General features: G+C 62.7%; 21 protein-coding genes and 1 tRNA gene. 11 read left to right on the top strand and 11 right to left on the bottom strand.

Going from position 1 to position 18,418, the window contains the following annotated elements:
• Positions 1-5 precede the first annotated feature (5 nt).
• The 3 genes from NKH31_RS01185 to NKH31_RS01175 form a co-directional block, all read right to left on the bottom strand.
• A complete protein-coding gene (locus tag NKH31_RS01185; protein ID WP_254863306.1) occupies positions 6-491 on the bottom strand; it encodes a DUF371 domain-containing protein in 486 nt (161 codons plus the stop codon).
• A 69-nt stretch (positions 492-560) separates the two neighbouring features.
• Positions 561-1,904, bottom strand: coding sequence for an alkaline phosphatase family protein (locus tag NKH31_RS01180; RefSeq protein ID WP_254863305.1), 1,344 nt, complete (start codon positions 1,902-1,904; stop codon positions 561-563).
• Between the two features lie 130 nt (positions 1,905-2,034).
• A complete protein-coding gene (locus NKH31_RS01175) occupies positions 2,035-2,172 on the bottom strand; it encodes a hypothetical protein (RefSeq protein WP_254863304.1) in 138 nt (45 codons plus the stop codon).
• Positions 2,173-2,253: 81 nt separating this feature from the next.
• On the opposite strand from NKH31_RS01175, the gene NKH31_RS01170 reads away from it, so the two are divergent.
• Positions 2,254-2,391: a hypothetical protein gene (locus NKH31_RS01170; RefSeq protein ID WP_254863303.1), complete on the top strand. Its 138-nt coding sequence runs from the start codon at positions 2,254-2,256 to the stop codon at positions 2,389-2,391.
• Positions 2,391-2,954: a DUF420 domain-containing protein gene (locus tag NKH31_RS01165; RefSeq protein ID WP_254863302.1), complete on the top strand. Its 564-nt coding sequence runs from the start codon at positions 2,391-2,393 to the stop codon at positions 2,952-2,954. Before NKH31_RS01170 ends, NKH31_RS01165 begins: the two co-directional genes overlap by 1 nt.
• Positions 2,955-2,983: 29 nt before the next feature.
• Here the strand turns inward: NKH31_RS01165 and purF are convergent, their stop codons facing one another.
• The 3 genes from purF to NKH31_RS01150 all read right to left on the bottom strand — a co-directional run bounded on the left by purF (position 2,984) and on the right by NKH31_RS01150 (position 4,998).
• Positions 2,984-4,453 carry an amidophosphoribosyltransferase gene (gene purF / locus NKH31_RS01160; protein WP_254864841.1) on the bottom strand — a complete coding sequence of 490 codons (1,470 nt, stop codon included), beginning with the start codon at positions 4,451-4,453 and terminating at the stop codon, positions 2,984-2,986.
• A 156-nt stretch (positions 4,454-4,609) separates the two neighbouring features.
• A complete protein-coding gene (locus NKH31_RS01155) occupies positions 4,610-4,786 on the bottom strand; it encodes a 50S ribosomal protein L37e (RefSeq protein WP_254863301.1) in 177 nt (58 codons plus the stop codon).
• Positions 4,783-4,998, bottom strand: coding sequence for an LSM domain-containing protein (locus NKH31_RS01150; protein ID WP_254863300.1), 216 nt, complete (start codon positions 4,996-4,998; stop codon positions 4,783-4,785). The genes NKH31_RS01155 and NKH31_RS01150 overlap by 4 nt, the downstream gene beginning before the upstream one ends.
• A gap of 204 nt (positions 4,999-5,202) precedes the next feature.
• On the opposite strand from NKH31_RS01150, the gene NKH31_RS01145 reads away from it, so the two are divergent.
• Together NKH31_RS01145 and NKH31_RS01140 are read left to right on the top strand one after the other, a co-directional pair.
• Positions 5,203-5,490, top strand: coding sequence for a hypothetical protein (locus NKH31_RS01145; protein WP_254863299.1), 288 nt, complete (start codon positions 5,203-5,205; stop codon positions 5,488-5,490).
• 45 nt (positions 5,491-5,535) lie between these two features.
• Positions 5,536-6,492, top strand: coding sequence for a zinc-dependent metalloprotease (locus tag NKH31_RS01140; RefSeq protein WP_254863298.1), 957 nt, complete (start codon positions 5,536-5,538; stop codon positions 6,490-6,492).
• A gap of 227 nt (positions 6,493-6,719) precedes the next feature.
• On the opposite strand, the gene NKH31_RS01135 is transcribed toward NKH31_RS01140, so the two are convergent.
• Together NKH31_RS01135 and NKH31_RS01130 are read right to left on the bottom strand one after the other, a co-directional pair.
• Positions 6,720-7,271: a hypothetical protein gene (locus NKH31_RS01135; RefSeq protein WP_254863297.1), complete on the bottom strand. Its 552-nt coding sequence runs from the start codon at positions 7,269-7,271 to the stop codon at positions 6,720-6,722.
• A gap of 146 nt (positions 7,272-7,417) precedes the next feature.
• Positions 7,418-8,368, bottom strand: a complete 951-nt coding sequence (locus tag NKH31_RS01130) for an AAA family ATPase (protein WP_254863296.1) — start codon at positions 8,366-8,368, stop codon at positions 7,418-7,420.
• 121 nt (positions 8,369-8,489) lie between these two features.
• On the opposite strand from NKH31_RS01130, the gene NKH31_RS01125 reads away from it, so the two are divergent.
• Together NKH31_RS01125 and NKH31_RS01120 are read left to right on the top strand one after the other, a co-directional pair.
• Positions 8,490-8,574 (top strand) — tRNA-Ser (locus NKH31_RS01125).
• A gap of 188 nt (positions 8,575-8,762) precedes the next feature.
• Positions 8,763-8,969, top strand: coding sequence for a hypothetical protein (locus NKH31_RS01120; RefSeq protein WP_254863295.1), 207 nt, complete (start codon positions 8,763-8,765; stop codon positions 8,967-8,969).
• On the opposite strand, the gene NKH31_RS01115 is transcribed toward NKH31_RS01120, so the two are convergent.
• The gene (locus NKH31_RS01115; RefSeq protein WP_254863294.1) at positions 8,970-9,329 is read right to left on the bottom strand and encodes a DUF192 domain-containing protein; all 360 of its coding nucleotides are present in this window, start codon (positions 9,327-9,329) and stop codon (positions 8,970-8,972) included.
• Positions 9,330-9,510: 181 nt separating this feature from the next.
• Positions 9,511-12,027, bottom strand: a complete 2,517-nt coding sequence (locus tag NKH31_RS01110; protein WP_425492284.1) for a methyl-accepting chemotaxis protein — start codon at positions 12,025-12,027, stop codon at positions 9,511-9,513.
• Positions 12,028-12,339: 312 nt separating this feature from the next.
• Between NKH31_RS01110 and NKH31_RS01105 the strand changes: the two genes are divergently transcribed.
• Positions 12,340-12,906: a DUF7097 family protein gene (locus NKH31_RS01105; protein ID WP_254863292.1), complete on the top strand. Its 567-nt coding sequence runs from the start codon at positions 12,340-12,342 to the stop codon at positions 12,904-12,906.
• Between the two features lie 24 nt (positions 12,907-12,930).
• Here the strand turns inward: NKH31_RS01105 and NKH31_RS01100 are convergent, their stop codons facing one another.
• Positions 12,931-13,128, bottom strand: a complete 198-nt coding sequence (locus NKH31_RS01100; RefSeq protein ID WP_254863291.1) for a DUF5800 family protein — start codon at positions 13,126-13,128, stop codon at positions 12,931-12,933.
• 117 nt (positions 13,129-13,245) lie between these two features.
• On the opposite strand from NKH31_RS01100, the gene NKH31_RS01095 reads away from it, so the two are divergent.
• From NKH31_RS01095 to NKH31_RS01080, 4 genes are all read left to right on the top strand, one after another.
• Positions 13,246-14,106: a polymer-forming cytoskeletal protein gene (locus NKH31_RS01095; protein WP_254863290.1), complete on the top strand. Its 861-nt coding sequence runs from the start codon at positions 13,246-13,248 to the stop codon at positions 14,104-14,106.
• A gap of 218 nt (positions 14,107-14,324) precedes the next feature.
• Positions 14,325-15,182, top strand: a complete 858-nt coding sequence (locus tag NKH31_RS01090; protein WP_254863289.1) for an electron transfer flavoprotein subunit beta/FixA family protein — start codon at positions 14,325-14,327, stop codon at positions 15,180-15,182.
• Between the two features lie 2 nt (positions 15,183-15,184).
• Positions 15,185-16,738, top strand: coding sequence for an electron transfer flavoprotein subunit alpha/FixB family protein (locus tag NKH31_RS01085; RefSeq protein ID WP_254863288.1), 1,554 nt, complete (start codon positions 15,185-15,187; stop codon positions 16,736-16,738).
• Entirely contained in the window at positions 16,738-18,417 is a 1,680-nt protein-coding gene (locus tag NKH31_RS01080; RefSeq protein ID WP_254863287.1) for an FAD-dependent monooxygenase, read from the top strand. Before NKH31_RS01085 ends, NKH31_RS01080 begins: the two co-directional genes overlap by 1 nt.
• The last annotated feature ends 1 nt before the right edge of the window (position 18,418 follow it).

Here is an 18,418-nt window from a genome sequence, read left to right as displayed (position 1 = left end):
AAACTTCAGTCTTGTCGTTCGGGTGGGCAGACGACGAGTCGGACCTCGGCGTCGGCGCCGTCGGCCAGCGCGTCGACGAGCCGTCGGTCGACGCCGTTCGCCGCCATCGACGCCTCGACCATCACGGTTCGGTCGTCGACGTACTCGCTCGTTCGACCCACTGCGCTGCGGTCGTCGTCGAACGTCAGCGCCGGGTCGCCGCGACCAGTGACCGTCGCCTCGTACCCGTTCGCGCGAATCGTCATCGAGATCGTCGCCGCCTCGTCTCGACAGGCGTCGACGAACGTCGAATCGAAGTCGGCGGGTGCGCGATCGGCCTCGATGGCGAGGATGCAATCGCCCGCCGGGGTCAGAAAGTCGTCGGTGGTCACCTCGAACGTGCTTCCGTGTCGGGCGGAGACGTTCTCGTGACCGCGCGCTCGAATACGTTCGACGCGTCGTGTCGTCGGCTCACCGGCCCCGCCTTCGCGGTCGTCGCTCTCGTCGTACATGGTCGAACGTGTGGCCGGGTCCGAAAAACGGAATCGATACGATCCGGCTCCCCGTCGACGCCTCGGTCGTCAGATCAGGCTGGCGCCGTCGAACTCCCCGCGACGATACTCGACGTTCATACACTCGAGTATCGTCGGCGCGATGTCGAGGAGATCCGCGTCGCCGATCGAGGCGTCCGGATCGTCGATGTAGAGGGCGGCGTCGTCGAAGCTGTGCATTCCGTTTCGGGGTCCGGTGTCGAAGACCGGTCCATCGCCGTTGAATCCGGATTTGAGGTCGAAGCCCTTGGCCGGAATCGCGACGAGGTCCGGGGCGATCGCGTCGTGGTCGCCGCGAAACGCCGCCTCCTTTTCGACGACGCGCTCGACGACGGGCGCTCCGTTCGGGCCCTCGAGCGATTCGAGCATCGCGGCGAGTTCGTCGCGTACATCGTCGTACTCGTCGGGCGAGACGGAGCCCCGCGGTTCGCGCCCCTCGAGGTTGAGATAGAATCGACCGGGAATGAACGAGTACGCGCGCGTTTCGTCTGCGATGTCGTCTAGTTCTTCCGGCTCGTCGGTTCGGTAACTGAGCCAGCCCTCCTCGGCGAGCCACCGGTTGCAGTGAACTTCGTACTCGAGGGTCGTGAATCCGTGGTCGGACGCGACGATCAACGTGACGTCGTCGGGAAGTGACGCTCGGATCCGGCCGACGTACTCGTCGACTTTCTCGTAAAACTCGAGGAAGTCCTCTGCGTACGCTCCATCCTGCTCGTAGTCCCGATAGAGGAAGTGATTCACCCGGTCAGTCGTCATGAAGACGCCCATAAAGAGGTCCCAGTCGTCGGCGTCGAGGTAGTGTTCGAACGCCTCGAATCTGGCGTCTATGGTCGCGTGAGCGTCCTCGACGAACGCCTCCTTGTCCGACTCGTGACCGAGCCTCGGATCGACGTCGATCCGGTAATCGATCGACTCGAGGTAGCGAGCGACATCGTCCGGGTGAGAAGCGGCCTCGAGTTCGGGCGAGAGGAATCCAGAGACCATCCGCTGGAGCGTTCGGTCGGGCGGGAACGTTACGGGAACGTTGAAGATGGAGGCGTTTCGATTCGCACGCTCGACGCGATCCCAGACCCGCGTCGCCTGGACGTCCTGGCCCATCGGGACGTACGTGTCGTACGTGCCGGTTTCGCGATCCTGAAACCCGTAGACGCCGGTCGACCCGGGGTTGACGCCGGTAGTGAGCGCCGGCCAGCACGCGCTCGATTCCGGCGGAACGATACTCGTAATCTCGCCGGCCGCCCCCTCGGCTGCGAGTGACGCGAACGCTGGAAACCGATCGCGGTGTCCGTCGAGAAGACTGAACGGTACACCGTCGATACCGATGAAGGCGACTCGCGGATCGTCATCCCCACGCAACCGGTCGAACAGACCCATGCAAGGGCGTAGTTCGACTGCCTACAAGAAGGTTCGTCTCAAGACACTATTTTCGAGAATAGGTTACCCCGCCATCGGCTCGCTTCGAACGGGGGACGTGGTCTGTCGGTGTGTACACCGACGTCGACTCTCACTCGTCCGCGTTCCGTTCCCACTCGTCCGGTTCGAAATTCGTCGGAACGACCGTGGGATGGGCCATCCCCGCTCCGTCTGGGGGCCGCGTGATCTGGTCTGAACCGTTGTAGGCGGAGCGCTGATTCGTTGCCATGGCTGAACGAACGGGATCACGGCCTAAAAAATTACTCATAATCATAATGTATCGGCCCGATTCGGTGGATAACTCGTGTGTATGAGTGATGGCCCTGACGGACTGAGCCACCTCTCGTGGCTGACGACCGGGCTGACCGGCGGTCGTCTGGCGCTATACCTGGGTCTGCCAGCCCGCAGTAGGAAGGGATTTTACGATCCGCTCGATTGCTTCACCTGATGGCATCCCTCGCTCCCGACCGAGTCCCATGGGTGACGGCCGTTCTCTCGGTCATCTCGCTCGCACTCGTCTTTGGCGCGGCCGGCGGACGAATTCCGTCGTCGACGGTACCGAACGCGCCGACGGCGGTCCTCGAGTTCATACCCACCGTAAACGTCGCAATTAGCGCGCTGGCGATACTGACGATCGCCGCCGGGTGGCGTGCGATCCGTCGGCGACAAATCGAGCGACACCGCCGGCTGATGGTGATCTCGGTCGTCCTGTTCGCGACGTTTCTGCTCTTTTATCTCTACCGGCTCGTCGCCACCGGTGGTGCGGCCGGGTTCGACGGCCCGCAAGCAGTCTACCACTACCTCTACCTGCCGGTGCTCGTCGGGCACATCGGACTGGCGATGGTCTGCATTCCGCTGCTGTACTACGCCCTGTTGTTGACGGTGAGCCACGAGGTCAGGGAGCTACACGGGACGGCCCACGCGAGGGTCGGACGAATCGTCGCCCCGCTCTGGATCACCTCGTTCGCGCTCGGGATCGTCGTCTACCTGCTCGGAACCGTCCTCTACTGAGCGGCGTCGGTTCAGACAGTCGCGTCGAGTCAGTCGTCTGCCTCGATACCGGAATCGATCGTGGGGCGGGTGACGTTCCGATCGGTCTCTTCTCCCTCGATATCGTATGGATACTCGCCGGTCACACACCCCAGACACAGATCGTCGCGAGCGGTTTCTAGCGCCTCGGCGACGGTGTTCGTCGAGAGATAGGAGACGCTGTCTGCGCCGATCGTTTCGGCGATCTCCGGCACCGACTTATCGGACGCGATCAGTTCCTCGCGCGTCGCCATGTCGATGCCCATGTAACAGGGTGCGACGATCGGCGGCGCACCGATCCGAAGGTGGACCTCTTTGGCGCCGCAGTCTTTGAGCAAGTCGACCAGCTGCGTCGACGTGGTCCCACGAACGATCGAGTCGTCGATCAGGGTGACGGTCTTGTTCTCGACCGTGCTCTTGATCGGGTTTAACTTCAGCCGAACGGCGCGCTCGCGTTCGCCCTGCGTGGGCATGATGAACGTCCGACCGACGTAGCGGTTTTTCATCAATCCCTCGGCGAACTCCGGACCGGTCTGTCCCTCCTCGCGAGGCGCTCCGGCCGCCGTCGTCTCCGAGGCCGCTTCCGCGTATCCGCTCGCGAACGCACGGCCCGAGTCCGGGACGGGCATCACGACGTCCGTTTCGACGCCGCTTTCGGCCCACAGTCTCCGTCCGAGCTCGCGACGCGCTTCGTAGACGAGGTGACCGTCGATCACCGAGTCCGGTCTGGCGAAGTAAACGTGTTCGAAGAAGCAGTGGGCCGTCTCTTCGGTCTCGACGAGCTGGTACGAGTCGAAGCCGGAGCCGTCGGGTTCCAGGACGACGAGTTCCCCCGGTTCGACGTCGCGGACGAGCGTTCCATCGAGCGTGTCGATCGCCGCCGACTCGGATGCGATGGCGTAGCCGTCGTCCAGTTTTCCGATGCAGAGCGGACGATTACCGCGCGGGTCGCGGACGCCGAGGACGGTGTCGTCGTGACAGATCGTGAGCGCGTAGGAGCCGTGAATGCGGCTCATCGTCCGCTTGACGGCTCGAATGAGGTCCGCCTCGAGCAGGTTTCGCGCGAGGTCGTGGGCGATCACTTCCGTGTCGCCGTCGCTCGTGAACGCGTGACCGAAGCCGGCGAGTTCGTCTCGAATTTCGTCGGCGTTTACGAGATTTCCGTTGTGTGAGAGCCCCAGCGACCCGCTCTTGAACGAGACGGAAAACGGTTGTGCACAGCCCTTATCGACGCTTCCGGCGGTCGGATAGCGGACGTGTCCGATCCCGGCCGAACCGGCGAGCCTCGCGAGGTCGTCTTCGTCGAAGGCGTCGCCGACGAGGCCCATCTCGACGTGGCTGTGTTGTTGGAACCCGTCGTGCGTGACGATGCCCGCCGACTCCTGGCCGCGGTGTTGTAACGCGTAGAGCGCGTAGTATAGTGGTCTCACTGCCTCTCGCTCGTCGAGGCTGACCCCGACGACGCCGCACTTTTCGGTCATCCCCGTCCGGAGGGGTGTCTCGCCCCGCCCGTCAGTCATGTACGCCTCTTGCGAGTCCAGGCGATAAAAGGCTCCGTATTCGCTCGCGCCCGACGGTCGATCGAGAGACAGCGCAGCGGCTGTGTAGAAAACGTCGACGAGAAGTGAACCACTCGGTCAGTTGTCGCCCGCTTTGCCCTGCCAGGCGTACTCACGACGCTTCGCCGATTTGCCGAATCCGCACGCCGAACAGCGTTCTTTCTTCGTGTGATACGACGCTTCGCCACAGCGACGGCATTTGACGTGAACCGTCTTGTTCTTTTTACCCTGGCTCGGGGTTCCCTTTCCAGTCATGGAGTAATCGACACGACGTTATCGCCGCGTATAATCGTTGTGTCTTCGGTCGACGCCGTCTCGTCGTCTGCTACGCTCGCGCGCGAGAGGACCAGATTCATGTGCTGGTCGTATCCGTCGAGTTCGCCGGCGTACTCTTCACCGCTCTTTAGCCTCACGGTGACGGGTTCTCCGAGTGCGTCTTCGAGTACGTCGAGTGGACGTCCGCTCATACGCAAGAGGGCATGCACGGTCCACTTAACGATACCGGTCGGCTTCGACCGACGGTGTCAGCCAACGGCCGAGTTGGTCCGATCCGGCCGAGCTATTCGACGAAGCGTCGACCGTAGCGATTCCGACGACGTCACGAACTCGACTCGAGTTCACGAATCGAACGCTCCAAAACGGCTAAGGTCCCGCTGGTGGACGCCGCACGTATGGGTGAGAAAAAGTTCACTCTGTTCGAGTTGCACCTCGATGGAGACACGCAGTTCGGTCCTCGGTCGCTCCCGGATTTCATCGCGACCGGCGACGATGCCGACGCGGAGACGGAGGGTGTCGGGACGTCACCGATGGACGAAGACGAGAACGACGACGGGGGCCGCTCGGTCCTGCCCGTCATAATCGGACTGGTTGCGCTCGTCGGCGTCGCGTTCGCGGTCCGAAAGTATCGATCCGACGACGGTGCGGAGGAGATCGAAGATCGGGAAGTCGTCGTCAATTGAAATAACGACAGAACCCTTTTGAGCCGTCTACCCGTAGCTGGTGGCGTGAACCTGTATCGGAGCGTCCGAACCGTCGCGTCCGCGTCGGGATCCGGTGCGATCGACTGGACGGCGACGGCCGACGCCGCGAAGGCGGCAACGCCGCCGGGATCGATCGAGCTCGACCCCGGCGAACGAGCGGCCTACCGGACAGACGTTCTGGACGCCCGACGCGAAATCGAGGACGTCACCGACTTCGAATTTTCGCTGCCGGATACCGTCGAAATCCAGAATCGACACCACTGGATCGACGCGAACGTCGGTACCTTTCGTCGCGTGATGTCACCGGTCGAACGCCACGTCGGCGGATTTCACCGACTCTCGCGGACGGTCAACACGGCGACGATGACGGTCTTGCTCTCGTTTCTCGGCCGGAACGTTCTCGGCCAGTACGACCCGCTCTTGCTCGCAGAGAATCCGGATCGAACGCACGCGCTGTATTTCGTCAGACCGAACATTGTGCGCGTCGCCGACGAACTGTCGATCGAGTACGATCGATTCCGACGCTGGATCGCGTTTCACGAGGTGACCCACGCCGCCGAGTTTACCACCGCCCCCTGGCTCTCTACCCACCTCGAAGGACACGTCGAGACCGGTCTCGAAGCGCTCTCGTCGGGTTCGTTCGACACCGATGCGTTTCGCGCGTTAGACGAAACCATGACCGTCGTCGAGGGCTACGCAGAGTTGTTGATGGATCACGCGTTCGACGACGAGTACGCCGATCTGCGGCGAAAGCTCGACGATCGACGATCCGGCGGCCCGCCGCTACAACGACTCCTTCGACGGGTGCTCGGGCTCGGGTTGAAGCGCCGCCAGTACGAGCGAGGCAAACGCTTCTTCGAAACGGTTGCGGACGAGCGGTCGCTCGCGTACGCCGGTCGCGTCTGGAGCGGGCCGGACGCGCTTCCGACCGGGGCCGAACTGGAGGACCCGATCCGATGGATCGAACGACTCGACGCGTAACGTCCGTCGAATGTCCACGTCCCTAAAGCATTAGGTACCACAACTACGTAGTACTCCTCGGTATACTATATTGGCACCAGTAGTGGGGTGCCTGCCTCTGACATCGGCGGCGTAACACCCGCCATTTTCGAATACTCAACACCCTCCGTGGAGAAATCCCCGTGGTCGGTGACGATCGATCCGGCCGGTTTCTCGGCCGGACACTCCTCCCTGTATACGTTTTCGTCTCACATGAAGCCGCGATCGACTTCGTCGGCTTCGACCAGCTCGTCGAGTTCGGCGTTCAGTACCGACTCGGCCTCTTCGAACTGCTCGCTCAGTCCGTCCAGCGCGTCCGGTCGGTCGAACTGATCGTACGCCATCGGGCCGAACGCCGGACTTTCGAGGGCTTCCATCACGTCGTCGAAAAAGTCCTGCGGGGTCGTCGGAGCGTCGGCGTGGGTCTCGACGACGGTCTGCAGCCGATTTGAGACCGTTTCCGCGTGCGATTCGTCTGTCGGCGGCGTTCTGACGGCGAACCGACTGCCGGGTTCGTCCGTTGGCAGGTAGGCGTCGATCTCTTCATCGACTCGCCGTGCGACCTTCGTGCCACAGCCTTCGACGCGGTAGGGATTCTTCGCGTACGTCTTCAACAGGTAGACGCCGGCCCGAGGGTGGGCGAGGTAAAGGTCTTCGCCGATTCCACCCGAGCGATCACCGGCGACGGCACGCCACGAGGAGGGATCGACCGACTGCTCGGAGACGTCCGCTAACAGATCCTTCCACTCTCGTATCCGCATGACGGGGAGCTAGTCCCCGGGACGAATGAACGTATCGATCAGTGAATCGTACGGGTTGTCGTCGCTCACCGACTCTCTCAAACGGGAGGTATTCCGCCGGCGGAACTACTGGTCAGATTTACTAAATACTGGCGACGGACGGCGGTTCACTCGACGGTCGGTACCGGAACCGATTCGAGTACGCTGTCGATGATCTGGGACTTATCGACGTCGTTGACCGTGGCGTCGGGGGTTAAGACGAGTCGGTGTGCACACACCGGTTGGGCGACTCGCTTGATGTCGTCAGGCGTGACGAACTCGCTCCCGCGCAGCGCCGCGTACGCTCTGGCCGCTTCGAACAGGCGTTGTGTTCCGCGAGGTGAGACGCCGATCTCGACGCGTCCGTCTGTGCGGGTTTTGCGGGTAATTTCGACGATGTACTCGAGTAGATCCGGATCAGTTCGGACCGACTCGGGCACGCGTCTGAGCGCTTCGACGTGTTCTCGCTCGAACACGCGCTCGACGGAGGGGCTCATCGTTTCGCGGTTCGCCCGTCGACTCAACAGTTCGACTTCGCCGTCGGCGTCGGGGTAGCCGAGCGACGTCTTGACGAGAAACCGGTCGACCTGCGCTTCGGGCAGTGGGAACGTCCCTTCCTGTTCGACCGGGTTCTGCGTCGCGATGACGAAAAACGGCTTGGGGAGGGGTCTGGTCTCTCCGGCTACCGTCACCTGCCCCTCTTCCATCGCCTCCAGGAGCGCCGCCTGGGTCTTCGGCGGCGCGCGATTGATCTCGTCGGCCAGGACGATGTTCGCGAAGATCGGTCCCTCGGTGAACTCGAACGAGCCGTCGCCCTCGTTGTAGATGTGCGTCCCGGTCACGTCCGACGGGAGAAGGTCGGGTGTGAACTGAATTCGGGAGAACGAGAGGCCGAGCGCGTCCGCGATCGACCGTGCAGTGAGCGTTTTCCCGGTCCCGGGGACGTCCTCAAGCAGGACGTGGCCCCGTCCGATGACTCCCACCAGTACGTCTTCGAAGAATCGTCGTTCGGAGATGACGGCGTCACCGAGCCGATCGATGACTTCCGTACACTCCTGATTCGCCTGTGATACGTCCATGTCGGTTCGTCGAATCGTTCGCTGATAGAAGTTCCGATTCGAGTGATACAAATGCACACGATTTCCGTGACTCGCCGGGAATCGAAACCCATAACAGTAACTGGGGGGTACTCACTGCTGAGCCGAGATAGCCTAGCCCGGCCAAGGCGGCAGATTCGAAATCTGCTGTCCTCACGGACACGGGAGTTCAAATCTCCCTCTCGGCGTTCTTTCACGGCCAATATCGAAGAGCGCCCAGTGCATCTATACGAAGAGGCGTCCGGCGAATCGGCGGCCGGCCAGTCGGTACCTGTAGCGAACGATAGGACGCGGTCTGTCGGAGTCAGTGACGAACCAGTCGTAGCGGTCGGTGACGAATCGGTTCCTTTTCGTCGTCCCGACGAAAGTCACGGATATGGACCCACGCAAGCGAGTCGGAATCGCCGCGATATGGTTCGTCGTCGCGGCGCTGGTCGGGGTGACGATGGCCGTCGAGGACCTGTCGAGGACAGCAATCGCCGTCAGAGTCGTCGCGATCGGGCTCGCCGTCTTTCTCGGATTCGTCTACCTGTTAGACCCGTGGGGCGTAGCCAGCCGCGACCTGTTCGAGCCGAGTGAGTGATCACGCTTCGTCTTCGACGAGTTTGACTCGATCGCCCGGCTCGACGCCGTCTGCGCCACCGGCAGGGAGTTCGACGATCTGATCGCACTCACTTCGCCCGTAGCCCCGCCAGGGAGTCAGTCGATCTACTCGAACGACCTCCCCTTCTCTCACCCACAGGACGTCGAGCGGGACGAATACGAACAGCATGTGGACGTCACGGTTCGCGACGGTCCCAAACCGAAAAACCAGGGCGTACGAATCCGGTAGCGACCGGCGAAACATGAGTCCTCGCGTCTTCGAGAGCAGCGAATCGGCCGTTTCGACCGTCGTCGCGAGCGCGGTCGGCTCGCCGTCGCCCGGTTCGTGTACGAGACGCACAGTTTCTGTCCGTCCGGTATGTCTATAAACGTACTGACCGGATCGGCTGGGTTGCAGCGTTGAAGGTTTACCAACGTGATGGGTGTCCCTGGCGCGGACGATGCGCGCTGGTAGTGCCGAACGAGGTCGACTCTCCACCGATCGACGAACGGGGAGACTGAAGAAGTTGTGGAGCTACCGGTTAGCTATCGAGCGAGAACGTCTCTCCATCGTCGTCGTCCGATCGGTCCCAGGTGGCGTTTCCGTCGGTGATTCCGTCGGCCCCCTGTTCGGGCGCCGGTTCGTCTTCGTCTGACTCGACCGGTACCGCCTGGTCGTCGTCGAACGTGAACTCGTCTCCGCCGTCGTCTCCGTCGCCTTCGGGATCGATGTCGAGTAACGAGTCGTCGACATCTGCGTCGGTATCGAACCGACCGAGGGCCTCCGAGAGGGCCATCGCCTGCTCGGTGAGGTCGTTGGCCGAACTCGATACTTCGGTCATCGCCGTCGTCTGCTCCTCGGCCGCCGCGGCGACTCCCTCCGCTTCCGTCGTCGTCTGTTCGGCGATCGTCGCCACCTCGTCGACCATGGCGACGACTTCTTCGGTCGACGCCGCCTGTTCTTCGGTCGCCGCCGAAATCTCCTGGACGCCGTCGTTGGTCTCCTGGGAGTACTCGGCGATCTCTTCGAGAGCGGAGACCGTTTCGGCTACCAGCTCGCCCACCCGTTCGATCTCTTCGGCCGTTCGATCGACTTCCTCGGCCGAGCGCTCGGTCTGGTCCTGAATATTTTCTAGCTGTTCGTCGATCTCTTCGGTCGCGGCCTTGACGTCCTGGGAGAGTTCTTTGACCTCCGCTGCTACGGCGGCGAATCCGCCGTCGTCGTCGCCGCCGGCCGATCGGGACGCCTCGATGTTCGCGTTGAGCGCGAGCATGTTCGTCTGCTCTGCGATCTCCGCGACGCGGTCGACGAGCTGGTCGACCTGTCCGACGTCCGTTTGGAGCTGTTCGAACTCGGCGACGACGGCTTCGCGCTCGTCTTCGAGCACCTCGACCGCGGCGATCGCTTCGCGGGCTGCGTCGCGACCGTCTCGTCCTGTCGTCGCCGTCCGTTCGGCCACGTCGGCCACCTGATTCGAGGAGGCGGCGATCTCTTCGGTGGTGGTCGAGAGGTTGTTCATCTCGTTGTCGACCGATCGCAGGGAGTCGTACTGCTGGCTCGCCCCGTCGGAGATCTCCTGGACGGAACTGCTGACCTGCTCGCTGGCCGATCGAACTTCTTCGCTGGAGGCGGTCACCTGTTCGCTCGCGGTCGCGACCTCCGTCGCGAACTGGTTTAGGTTCTCGACGGTCGCTTCGATCTCGGTGAGCATCGAGTTGAAGTCGGATCCGATGTCGGCCATCGTCTCGTTGTCCGTCGAGTCGGGGTCCATTCGGACGGTGAGGTCGCCATCTGCGGCCTCCTCCATGACGCCACAGTAGCTCTCGGCAGTTCGTTCGAGGTCCTCGTTGATCGCCTGGACGCGTTCTCGTTCGGCTTCAGCTTCGGCTCTTGCGTCTTCGGCCTCGGTAATCTGAAGCTTCAACTCGTCTCGCATTTCGGCGAATCCGGTGTAGAGCCGGCCGATGTTGTCGATCCGCTTCGTCTCGAACTCGACGTCCAGGTTTCCGCTCTCCATCTCGGCTACCTTCCCCGTGAGTCGATCGATCGAGGTCGCCGTGTTTCGACCGATGACGGCACCGATCAGACCGATCAGTAAGATGCCACCGAGCGTCGCGTACATCCCCCACTGATTGACGGTGTTGACGAACCCGTAGGCGTCGTCGGTCGACGTGTGTGAGAGGACCGTCCAGCCCATGTCGGTCCCGTGGTAGGCGCCGACGTATTCGTTCGTGCTGAAATTGTACGGTTCGTCGTGGAGTGCTGTACTGCCGCTGCCGCTGTAGACGTTCGCACCGGTTCGGTTTTCGTCGTCTCCGCTCGTCGCATCCGCGAAGAATCCGTCGGGATCGTCGTACGATACCGGGAACGATCCGTCCTCGGGGACGAGTCCGCCGTCGAAGCCGGCCCGGGGGAGCATGCTGTTCGCGACGATCTGGGCGTCGTCGTTGACGATAGTGACGATCTGATCCCCTTCGAGTCCGGTCCCGTACTCCGCTAAGTTCATCGTGAGGATCAGAACCCGATCCGAACCGCGGATGCCGACGTGGTAGGCGAGGACCGGCTGATCGTCACCGAACGTCGGGTTTACGTTCATGTACGGTTCGGTTCGCTCGACGTTCAGCGTTCGTTCCGAATCGAGTTCGGCCGCGTCAGGGAAATTGATGTCGTCGAGTCGTTCGGCTCCGCCCGCGGTCGATGCCAGGACCTCCTGGCTGATCGGGTCGACGTAGTGTGCTTCTTCGAAGTCGAACGTGAGATCGTCGAGGAAGCTCTGTATGGCCTCGGGATCCTCGGATCGCAAGACCGGCGTTTGTGCGATGTCGTGGGTTATTCCTTCGTTCTGCGTGTTCCAGGTGTCGAGCATGGTCGCTTCCTGCCCGGCCTGATTCACCTGCGTCTCTAGCGTCCGTTCTTCGACGCTGTCGGTGATCATGGTCGTGCCAAGAAACCCGATGAGTCCGACCGAGAGACCCAGAATGAGAAGTGCGATTCCGAATTTCAGTGCGTAGCTCCGGCGAATTTGCGCCGGAACGATAGTACGTAATTTACCTATCATGTAATCCCCCCGTATACTGATAGAGAGAGGAGTGTTCAGGTAGGAAAGTGTTTTGGCCGAATCCGGCGGTGAGACCGCAGGGTATACTCCGGGTGGCGCGGGATGGCGATCGCGTTCGGGTCGGGTTCGACCGGCCCGACGGACCGGATGCCCACCGGTTGGTTTATACGTGGGAGAATTGCCCACGGCGGAACTCACACGATATCGCGTTCGGACTCGACCAGTAGTCGACCGCGGCCGCGTCGTCCCTGGTCGCGGTACCGGATCGCTGTCGTAACTGAAATGGTCTCTCGGGACCGACGGTGGTACCGAATGAAGAAGACGCCCCGCGGAACGGCCGTCGGCGTCGACGATCCCTACGAATTCGTCGACCGGTGTGACCACCTCACCGACGACGGCCGGTGTCGGCTGGCGATCGAGCGGCCACACCGCGACCCCGAGTTCGCTCGCGATCGAGCGTCGTCGTCCTACCGGTGTCACGTCGTCGACCCGGACCAGCCGCCGGAGACGGGTGCCGACTCGCTCGAGGCGGACTCGACGCTCGAGTGGAATCGGTGTCCGCACTTCCGATGTCGCGTGAGTGATCGAGAGTGCGTGCGATGCGGGCTCGAAGAACACCGAGACGCCCACTCCTCTGCTCGCCCGCTCCTCGAAGAACACCACCTCTCGTACGCCGCAGACGACGATTCGGTCGGCCACGAGATCACGGTCTACCTCTGTCGGTGGTGTCACGCGAAGACGCACAACTCGTGGGCAAGGCTCACGGACGACGTCAATCCGGATCCGGAGGCGCTCGCCGCGCGCGAGGAGCGACGGAGTCGGGAACTGTCCGAACTCGCGTTCGAATCCGCTGCCGAACGGTTCGACTCGGACGGGTGAGACCCAATCGCCGTCGATCCGTGTTCAATCTATGATATCACCGATCCGCCTGGGTTCGCCGGAGATGTCGGGATGCTCGGCGACGATCTGTAGCACTTCGTGGTCGGTAACGTCGTAATAGGGTTTCTCGATCGCCTCCTCGACGAGCGATTTTTCGAGGCGGAACTCGGTTCCCTCGTAGACGACGTCGACGCCGTCATCGTCGAATGCGAGCGTGGTCATGATCCGGTCTTAGACTGGTGTCCACAAAAACGAGTCGTCTGCGTCGGATCGCTCCACGGGGTTCGTCTGCCGGACGTCTGACGCCAGTTTATTACTCGGGAGACAGTGCAATCGAGTGTGACGCTCCACAGCGACCCACTCGATACTCTGGTCGTTCCCGACGGAACCGAAGCCCAGGAGCGTGATCTGGTGACCGATGGTGACGTTCTCATCGGCGGACGCGCGACGGTCGAATTCGGCGTTCGCGGTCGAAACGTCGTCGCCGGCGAAGGCGTCCACTTCGGCGGCGCAATCGAAGCCGAAGGCGATTGTCGGCTCGACATGTGGTGTGACGTGGCGGAGACGATTCTCGTCGGCGGAGACGCCTACCTCGGCGAGCGGGTCCACGTCGGCGGCGAGTTGAAAGTCGCCGGCGATCTCGACATCGGCGACGACGTGGACATCGAGGAGGGATTCGAGGCGAACGGCTGGATCGTCATCCGTAATCCGATGCCGACGATCGTCCTCCTGTTCGTCTACCTGAAACACTTACTCGTCGTCGGCGAGGAGGAAGCGGCACAGCGGTTCATCGACGAACTGTTAGACGACGAGGGGCAGGACGAACCGTCGGTCGACCCGCTGGTTATTCCACAGAACGCGACGGTAAGCGACGATACGTGGCGCGTATCGACGCCGGCGCGTATCGGTGACGACTGTCGACTACACGGAAACATTCGGGCGAAAGAACTCGCGGTCGGTCACGATACCGAGATATTCGGGAGTCTGCGCGCCAGAGGCGACATAGAGGTCGCGTCGGGAACGACCGTTCACGGTGACGTCACGACCCGGGACGGAACGATCACGCTGGGTGAAGACGTTCGCGTACTCGGCGACCTCTCCTGTGGCGCGCTCGAACTCGGTACGCACGCGGCCGTCGACGGAACGATGCGAGCTGCCGGACAGATTACCATGCAAACCGACGTCGGCCAGGTTGATTGACCTGCTTCGCGGACGAATAGACACTGTCGAGTTCGCTCTCTGGAGTGTGGCTATTACTACCCCTCTTTTCCACCGGTCGGAGTGGCGTCGATGTGTCGCTCGCGACCCGGAACCGTCTCGCGAACCCCGATTGTAACCCCCGCATCTTATTAGTGACTCCTTCGAACGGGAGAGATGAGCATGGGACGAGCGAACACGGACCGAACGCGGGGGAAAGCGTGAGATCGGTAGTACTGACGAAGGGCGTCCCCGACTTCAGCGAGGGGGCCGTCTCTTTCAACGAGGAGGGACACCTGGAACGCGGTAAGACGCCGACAGTGATGAACCCGAACGACAAGTTCGCGCTGGAAGCGGCGTTACAGACGCGCGTTCGCCACGGCGGCCACGTGAGCGTGATGAGCATGGGTCCGCCAGGCTACAAGGAGGTGCTCGGCGAGGCGATGGAATCGGTGTACGCCGACGACCTCTATCTGCTCTCGGACAGAGAGTGTGCGGCGGCCGACACGTGGGCGACGGCGATCACGATCAGCGCCGCCCTGGAGAAGTACGAGGAGGAAGTCGGTGAGATCGACCTCCTGTTTGCCGGTTTCAAGACGGCCGACGGCGAGACCGGACACACCGGCCCGCAGACGGCCTGGGCGATGGGATGGCCGATGATCACCCACGCACTCGCGCTGGATATCGAAGACACCACCGTTCGTGCGAAGCGACTCGTCGAAGGCGACGTCGACGAGATCGAGACGGTCGAATCGTCCACGCCGAGTCTCATCGTCGCGGATCCGGAGTTCGAACCGACCTACCGAAAGGCGTCTCACCGCCTCGAGCACAAGCGACTTCGCCAGGAGACGAGCGAGCGGGCGGCCGACTACGAGGAGCACCTGACGATGTGGGACCACCAGGACATGAACCTCGATCCGGACTACATCGGCCTCGACGGCTCGCCGACCATCGTCTCGTCGGTCGATCCGATCCCGAAGGCGCCTTCCGAGCGCGAAGCGACGATGGTCGACCCGACAGACGCGGACGGAATGTCTCGGGTAGTAGACGAACTCGCCCCCTTTGCCGGAGGTGACTGAGTATGGTAGATCCGGATGCGTTTACGGTCCCGGAACTTCGCGACGAACTCGAAACCGTCGACGACTTAGCGGAGCTAAGTGCTATACTCGAGGCCGAACGCGACGGTCAGGACCGGAAAACCGCCCGCGAGGCGATCGAATCGCGGATGGACGCCCTCCGGGAGGCGGGTGAGGTCGACGAACCGGAAACCGAAGGCGAGTACGAAGAAACGGCCGAAGACGTCGGCGAGGACGCCGAGGGCGAGGCCGTAGACGAAGACGAATCGACGGATGATGCCGACGATGGGGACGAGCCGGAGGGAGACGAACCCGACGAGGACGACGGCCTCTCGCACCCGACGCGTGATAAGAAGCACGTGCGGGCGCTCCAGGGTGGCCACTACGAGGATATGTGGGTCTACTGTGAGACTCAGCAGGGCGAGTTACTCGACGTCTCGAAGGAGATGCTCGGGAAGGCGCGCGAGCTCATGGACACCTACGCCGAGGATTTCGGCGACGAGGAAAACGTCGTCGCGTTCGTCATCGGCGACGATTGTGCGGAACTCGCCGAGGAGGCGATCACCTACGGCGCGGACGTCGCGGTCTATCACGACGACGACCGCCTCGAACGGTTTATGAACACGCCGTACACCCGCGTCGCCGCGCACATGGCGCGCGGGCAGGGTACCACCGAGAGCACGGACTGGCGCGACTACGACGAACCGCGGTACATCCTCTTTCCGGCCACGAACAACGGCCGCGACCTCTCGGCAACCGTTCAGGCCGAACTCGACTCCGGTCTCGCGTCGGACTGTTCTGACCTGTTCATCAAGCCTGAAAAGGTCTCGAATCCCGTGAAGACGGGCGAACCGGGCGTCAAGAAGACGTTCGAGAAGACGCTGCACATGAAACGACCGGACTTCTCCGGGTTCGAGTACTCGACGATCCTCTGCATCGACAACCCCGACCGGGACTTTCACCCGCAGGGAGCGTCGGTCATCCCCGGAACGTTCCCCGTTCCGGACCCCGATCCGGACCGGGATGGCCTCGTCGTCGAGCACGATATGGAACTCGACGACGAGTGGTTCGGCGTCGAGATCACGGAGCACGACACGTTAGACGAGGGCGTCGACCTGACCGGACACGAGGTCGTCGTCTGTCTCGGTCGCGGCATCGGCGACGACCCGACGCGCGGAATCGAACTGGGACTCGATCTCGCCGACGCCTTCGACGACGCGGCGTTCGGCATCACTCGCGGCATCGTCACCTCGTCCTACCAGTTCGACGGTCACGTCGAGACGTACACGGCTGAAGAGCGACAGATCGGTGAGACGGGACAGGTCGTCTCGCCCGACCTCTACATCGCCGCGGGCGTCTCGGGCGCCGTCCAGCACAAAGTCGGGATGGACGAGTCGGAGACGATCGTCTCGATCAACACGGACACCGACGCGAGAATCTGTGACTTCTCGGATTACTTCATCGAGGGTGACCTCTTCGAGGTGCTCCCGCGGCTGACGGAGGCGATTAAGAGCGGCGAACTGACGATGGATGCGGTGACCGACGGAGGTGAGCAGTGATGTCTGGTGACGGAGAGTACGAACACTACGAAGCGATCGTCGTCGGCTGTGGTCCGGGCGGGGCCGCGGCCGCGGCGCGATTGGCCGATCACGGTATCGAAACGCTCGTCGTCGAACGCGGCGTCGAGGCGGGCTCGAAGAACGTCTCCGGCGGGCTCATCTACGCCGAGGAGTCTGCGCCCTACACGATCGACGACCTCTTCGACGGCTTTCGCGAGGAAGCGGCCGAACGACCGGTGACCGACTACGAGATCCACAACATCGCCGGAAACAAGGTCAAATCGTTCTCGCTCACGGACTTACACGAGCACGATACGGACTGGTGTGACGCCGTCTTGCGGCGCAAGATGGACTCCTGGCTCGAGGAACAGGTCCACGAAAAGACCAGCGAGACCGGCGGCGGTGTGCTGACCGACGTCCGCGTCAACGGGCTGTTGCGCGAGAACGGCGAAATCGTCGGGATCACCTGCGACGAGCTGGATCCGATCACGGCCGACGTGATCGTCGCGGCCGACGGCGTCAACTCCGAACTGGCTCGCGACGCCGGGTTGATGGACTGGGACGAACCCGACGAGTGGTTCCAGGGCGTTAAAGCCGTCGTCGAGATGGATCCAGACGAGATCGAAGACCGGTTCGACGTCGGCGAGGACGAGGGCGTTGCCCACCTCTTCTCGGGCGACCTCTTCTCGGGCGTCAGAGGCGGTGGATTTCTCTACACGAACGAGGAATCGGTCTCGATCGGGACCGTCTTCCACCTCGACAGTCTCGTCGCAGAGCGAGCCGAACCGCACGAGCTGCTCGACGCCCTTCTGACGCACCCGCTCTGTGCCCAGTGGTTCGGCGACGACTACCACGAGCGCGAGTACGGGGCGAAGCTCGTGCCCGACTCGAAGAAAGTGGCTCATCCGTCGCCGTACAAGGGGCGGCTGCTTCTGGTCGGCGACGCCGCCGGGCAGATGCAGGCCCAGGGGCCGATCATCAAGGGGATGAACCACGCGGTTACGGCCGGCGCGCTCGCGGCCGACGCGTTCGCGAGCACCCGGTCGAATCCGGCCGCCGACGCGGCCGGCCGGAGCTACGTCGACATGCTCGAAAAGTCCGGAACGATGGGCAAGCTCCGACCACGTCGGTACCGAGCCGCGAGCTTCCTCGGTGAGCGGAACCTGGTCGAGCGCCTGACCAACGGGCTCTTGACCTCGCGAGTCGGCCGATTCGCGGCGACGAACCGACTCTCGGAACGACTCGTAAAGCGGGCGTACAATTCGCCGTTCATGGTGGGGATGTTGCCCGACACGAGCACGGGATACGTCACCCTTCCGACGGTCCTCGGCGAGGAACTCGGTCGAACGATCCAGTGGGAGTCGTCCGTCGAACCGCCGTCACTCGAAGCGCGAATCGGCGATCTCACCTACGATACGGACGTCGGCAACCCACACATTGAACTCCTCGACGAAACGTACGAGGCGAGTGGGGCGGCCGTCGCGGCCTGTCCGGTGAGTGCAGAAGACTTCGGCGGTGGCTGTTATCGATCAGAACTGGTCGAGGTAAACGGCTCTGAAGAGCGAATGGTGAGCCTCGATACGCAACCCTGTGTCGAGTGTGGGACCTGTGCGATCGTCGCCGACACGGCGTGGGAGCATCCGAGCGGCGGAAAAGGCGTCGAGTACAAACAGGGCTGAT

The sequence above is a fragment of the Halovivax gelatinilyticus genome, from assembly GCF_024300625.1.
GTDB lineage: Archaea > Halobacteriota > Halobacteria > Halobacteriales > Natrialbaceae > Halovivax > Halovivax gelatinilyticus.
This window is presented reverse-complemented; position numbering and strand designations above follow the sequence as displayed.

Coding starts and splice junctions, on each gene's coding strand:
- NKH31_RS01165 (WP_254863302.1), top strand. CDS start 2,391: ATGGCATCCCTCGCTCCCGACCGAGTCCCATGGGTGACGGCCGTTCTC.
- NKH31_RS01180 (WP_254863305.1), bottom strand. CDS start 1,904: ATGGGTCTGTTCGACCGGTTGCGTGGGGATGACGATCCGCGAGTCGCC.
- NKH31_RS01085 (WP_254863288.1), top strand. CDS start 15,185: ATGGTAGATCCGGATGCGTTTACGGTCCCGGAACTTCGCGACGAACTC.
- NKH31_RS01100 (WP_254863291.1), bottom strand. CDS start 13,128: ATGACCACGCTCGCATTCGACGATGACGGCGTCGACGTCGTCTACGAG.
- NKH31_RS01145 (WP_254863299.1), top strand. CDS start 5,203: ATGGGTGAGAAAAAGTTCACTCTGTTCGAGTTGCACCTCGATGGAGAC.
- NKH31_RS01080 (WP_254863287.1), top strand. CDS start 16,738: ATGTCTGGTGACGGAGAGTACGAACACTACGAAGCGATCGTCGTCGGC.
- NKH31_RS01155 (WP_254863301.1), bottom strand. CDS start 4,786: ATGACTGGAAAGGGAACCCCGAGCCAGGGTAAAAAGAACAAGACGGTT.
- NKH31_RS01185 (WP_254863306.1), bottom strand. CDS start 491: ATGTACGACGAGAGCGACGACCGCGAAGGCGGGGCCGGTGAGCCGACG.
- NKH31_RS01130 (WP_254863296.1), bottom strand. CDS start 8,368: ATGGACGTATCACAGGCGAATCAGGAGTGTACGGAAGTCATCGATCGG.
- NKH31_RS01120 (WP_254863295.1), top strand. CDS start 8,763: ATGGACCCACGCAAGCGAGTCGGAATCGCCGCGATATGGTTCGTCGTC.
- NKH31_RS01175 (WP_254863304.1), bottom strand. CDS start 2,172: ATGGCAACGAATCAGCGCTCCGCCTACAACGGTTCAGACCAGATCACG.
- NKH31_RS01135 (WP_254863297.1), bottom strand. CDS start 7,271: ATGCGGATACGAGAGTGGAAGGATCTGTTAGCGGACGTCTCCGAGCAG.
- purF (WP_254864841.1), bottom strand. CDS start 4,453: ATGACCGAAAAGTGCGGCGTCGTCGGGGTCAGCCTCGACGAGCGAGAG.
- NKH31_RS01150 (WP_254863300.1), bottom strand. CDS start 4,998: ATGAGCGGACGTCCACTCGACGTACTCGAAGACGCACTCGGAGAACCC.
- NKH31_RS01170 (WP_254863303.1), top strand. CDS start 2,254: ATGAGTGATGGCCCTGACGGACTGAGCCACCTCTCGTGGCTGACGACC.
- NKH31_RS01110 (WP_425492284.1), bottom strand. CDS start 12,027: ATGATAGGTAAATTACGTACTATCGTTCCGGCGCAAATTCGCCGGAGC.
- NKH31_RS01105 (WP_254863292.1), top strand. CDS start 12,340: ATGAAGAAGACGCCCCGCGGAACGGCCGTCGGCGTCGACGATCCCTAC.